4 protein-coding genes and 1 pseudogene are annotated in these 3,197 nt (G+C 64.0%); 4 read left to right on the top strand and 1 reads right to left on the bottom strand.

Features of this window, described 5'->3' with window-relative positions:
* The 4 genes and pseudogenes from EN781_RS29320 to EN781_RS29335 all read left to right on the top strand — a co-directional run.
* Positions 1-161: glycine cleavage T C-terminal barrel domain-containing protein (locus EN781_RS29320; RefSeq protein WP_281034403.1), on the top strand; the 161-nt coding region annotated here is incomplete at its 5' end.
* An 83-nt stretch (positions 162-244) separates the two neighbouring features.
* Positions 245-1,090: a DUF1194 domain-containing protein gene (locus tag EN781_RS29325; protein ID WP_126054083.1), complete on the top strand. Its 846-nt coding sequence runs from the start codon at positions 245-247 to the stop codon at positions 1,088-1,090.
* A gap of 118 nt (positions 1,091-1,208) precedes the next feature.
* A complete protein-coding gene (locus EN781_RS29330) occupies positions 1,209-1,535 on the top strand; it encodes a peptidase inhibitor family I36 protein (RefSeq protein ID WP_245487881.1) in 327 nt (108 codons plus the stop codon).
* A 131-nt stretch (positions 1,536-1,666) separates the two neighbouring features.
* Positions 1,667-1,855, top strand: a pseudogene (locus tag EN781_RS29335) (PLP-dependent aminotransferase family protein); the annotation flags it as partial.
* A 10-nt stretch (positions 1,856-1,865) separates the two neighbouring features.
* Here EN781_RS29335 and EN781_RS29340 read toward each other — a convergent pair.
* On the bottom strand, positions 1,866-2,804 hold the full coding sequence (locus EN781_RS29340; protein ID WP_348627266.1) for a GlxA family transcriptional regulator: 939 nt from the start codon (positions 2,802-2,804) through the stop codon (positions 1,866-1,868).
* Positions 2,805-3,197 lie beyond the last annotated feature (393 nt).

The raw sequence follows: 3,197 nt of genomic DNA on the forward strand, positions 1-3,197 counted from the left end.
CCATCGGCAAGAACATCGCGCTCGCCTATCTGCCCTGGGCCTATGCCCAGGAAGGGCGCAGGCTCAACGTCGAATATTTCGGCGAGACCTATCCGGTCGAGGTCGCCGGCGTCGGCTACAAGCCGCTCTACGATCCCGAGAACCTGAAGCCGCGCAGCTGAGTTTCTTCAAACTGCATGAGAAGCCCGGCCCCGTGCCGGGCTTTTCGCTTTGTCCAGCCGTGATTCTCGCTTACCGTTGCGGCATGTCTGCTTTTGCCAGTGCAAGACATCTCCTTCCGGGCTGCGCCGCGCTGGCGTTGGCGCTTGGCACCGCGCCGGCATCTTCCGCCGAGCCCGTCGATATCGAACTGGTTCTGGCCGTCGACGTCTCGCTTTCCATGTCGCCCGAAGAGCTCGAGATCCAGCGCCATGGCTATGCGGCGGCCTTGACGCATGATCTCGTGCTCAAAGCCATTGCCGAAGGCGCCTATGGCAAAATCGCCGTCACCTATGTCGAATGGGCGGGCAGCAACTGGCAGCGTGTCATCGTGCCGTGGACGGCGATCGCCAATCGCGCCGATGCCGAGCGCGTGGTCGAGCAGCTCAACGCCCACCCGCCGGACAGCGCAAGGCGCACCTCGATTTCCGGCGCGCTGGAATTCGGCAGCGATCTCTTCGCCGAAAGCGGCTTTCAGGGCGTCAAGCGCGTCATCGACATCTCAGGCGACGGACCCAACAACCAGGGGGCGCCCGTCAACCTGGCGCGGGACATCGTTGTGAGCCAGGGCATCACCATCAACGGGCTGCCGTTGATGACGCGCGGCGGCTTCACCGGCGCCTACGACGTCAACGATCTCGACCGCTACTACAGCGACTGCGTCATCGGTGGTCCCGGCGCCTTCATGATACCGGTCAATGACTGGACGCAGTTCCCGGAAGCGATCCGCCGCAAGCTGGTGCTGGAACTTGCCGGCCCCGATTCGCCACAATGGGCGGCCGACGAGGCGGCCCATCCGCCCATGGTCCTCGCCCAGGACAAGCCGATCGTGGATTGTCAGGTCGGCGAGAAAATGTGGCGCGATCGCAGCTGGATGTTCGACAGCCGCTAGTTGTCACGCCCCGGCTTGCCTGTCCGGTGCCGGCCATGCAAAGTCGTTCCCGCCGTGCCGATCATACGGCGTCCATGCGCAAACGAGGAGACGTCCCATGAAATCTGTTGCAATCCTGATGGCGGCCGCATCGATATTTTGCGCCGGCAGCGCCAGTGCACAGTTTTACGGCGAGGCGGGCTGCATCATGTTCGAGGACTCGTATTTTCGCGGCCGCGCGCTGGAATTGGGGGCGGACGATTCGGTGAGCTTCCGTGGCGGCCAGTTCTGGAACGACCGCGTCTCTTCGGTGATCGTGCGCCGCGGCTGCACCCTCGTCGCCTATTCGGATACGCGGATGCGAGGCCGGTCGATCGAGCTCAATCGAAGGGTCCGCGATTTCAGCAATACCGGCTGGAACGATCGCATCTCATCGGCCGAATGCTATTGCGGCGAAAGGTACTGAGGCGGCCGTGACCTGAGCCTGGCTGCCCGCCGGTTCAAACCTAAATTCCAGATGTCGACCGGGTCTTGGCGCCGGTCGTCGGTGCTGCCGCTTCCATGTGCTCGTTCTGGCCGGTCTGCTGTTCCGCGGGCGTCGCCGTCGCCGCGCGTCGCGGCATCGCGATCACGCCGTCAAGCGCCTTCGCAATGGGCCCCGGACACGCGCCGAATGCCGTGCGGCTGGCGCTTGCCGCGCCGCCGATCGAGCGGCTCGAGGAGGCATTGCGCAGCTTGGCATGCATGCTGCATACGAGCGAGCAGGACTTTGCCTTCGTGGAGTAACCGCTTCGCCTTAGGCCGCCAGAAGCTGCTTGCGGTCGACGCGTTCCTGCTGCGGCGAGCGGGCATAGAGCTCACGGTAGCACTTGGAGAAATGCGAGGCGGAGACGAAGCCGCAGGCGACCGCCACCTCGACCACCGGCATCGATGACTGGATCAAGAGATGGCGGGCGCGGTCGAGCCGAATCTCCAGATAGTATCGGGCGGGTGAACGGCCCATCTCGGTGCGGAACAGGCGCTCGATCTGCCGGCGCGACAGATCGACATGGTCGGCGATCTCGATCAGCGACAGCGGCTCGGAGAGGTTCGCCTCCATTAGTTCGATGATGGTCAGCACCTTGGAGTTCTGCACGCCGAGGCGCGCCCGCAGCGGCAAGCGCTGGCGGTCGGTCGGGCTGCGCACGCGGTCGGTCAGCACCTGCTCGCAGACCCGGTTGACGAGGCTTTCGTCGAAATCGTCGCCGATCAGCTTCAGCATCATGTCGAGCGCCGCGGTGCCGCCGGCGCAGGTGTAGATATTCTGGTCGATCTCGAACAGGTCGGCAAAGACATTGGCCTTCGGGAAGGCCTCCGAGAAGCCGGGCAGGTTCTCCCAATGGATGGCGCAGCGCTTGTTGGACAACAGGCCGGCGGCGGCAAGGATATGCGCGCCGGTGCACAGTCCGCCGACGGCGACGCCGCGGTTGTATTCCTCGCGCAGCCAGGCGAAGGCCGACTTGTTCTGGTAGCGCTCGACATTGACGCCGCTGCAAACGATGGCCATGTTGGGCCGGTCCGGACCGGCCATCTTCTTGCGCTCCTCCTCGAGCGAGGTGTTGACGGCGCATTCGACGCCGTTCGAGGCGCGCACCGGCTTGCCGTCGATGCTGGCCAGGCGCCAGCTGTAGGCCTCGTAGCCGAGCATCCGGTTGGCCGACCGCAGCGGGTCGAGCGCCGTTGCGAAGGCGATCATGGTGAAGTCAGGAACGAGGAAGAACACAAACGATCTCTTGATCGGGTGCTTTACGGCATTCACGGGAAACCTCACGCGGCCATGACGCGAACAGGATGTCGCGAATAGCATAGCGACATCAGGAAAAACCATTCCTGTCAATCGCGTAGAGAGGTTTGGGACAATTAAATTTGCGACATGGGTCGCAAATGGGCAATTGCCTGGGGAATGGAGCCCGATGTGCTACCGGAGCGGGCAGACCCGCCCCTGGGCAAAAGAAACGCCGCTTCGGTCTTGCCGAAGCGGCGGGGAGGGTAACTTCACAGCGTCGGCGGGGAGGCGCCGCGCGTAAGTCTCAATATCAAGCGACGAAACCGAGGCGCGCGGCGGCCAAGGCGCCGGTCTGGCCAGGCA

Source organism: Mesorhizobium sp. M4A.F.Ca.ET.090.04.2.1 (assembly GCF_003999085.1).
Taxonomy (GTDB): domain Bacteria; phylum Pseudomonadota; class Alphaproteobacteria; order Rhizobiales; family Rhizobiaceae; genus Mesorhizobium.

Excerpts from the sequence above, each read along its gene's own strand:
- EN781_RS29325 (WP_126054083.1), top strand. The coding sequence starts at position 245 with ATGTCTGCTTTTGCCAGTGCAAGACATCTCCTTCCGGGCTGCGCCGCG.
- EN781_RS29330 (WP_245487881.1), top strand. The coding sequence starts at position 1,209 with ATGGCGGCCGCATCGATATTTTGCGCCGGCAGCGCCAGTGCACAGTTT.
- EN781_RS29340 (WP_348627266.1), bottom strand. The coding sequence starts at position 2,804 with ATGATCGCCTTCGCAACGGCGCTCGACCCGCTGCGGTCGGCCAACCGG.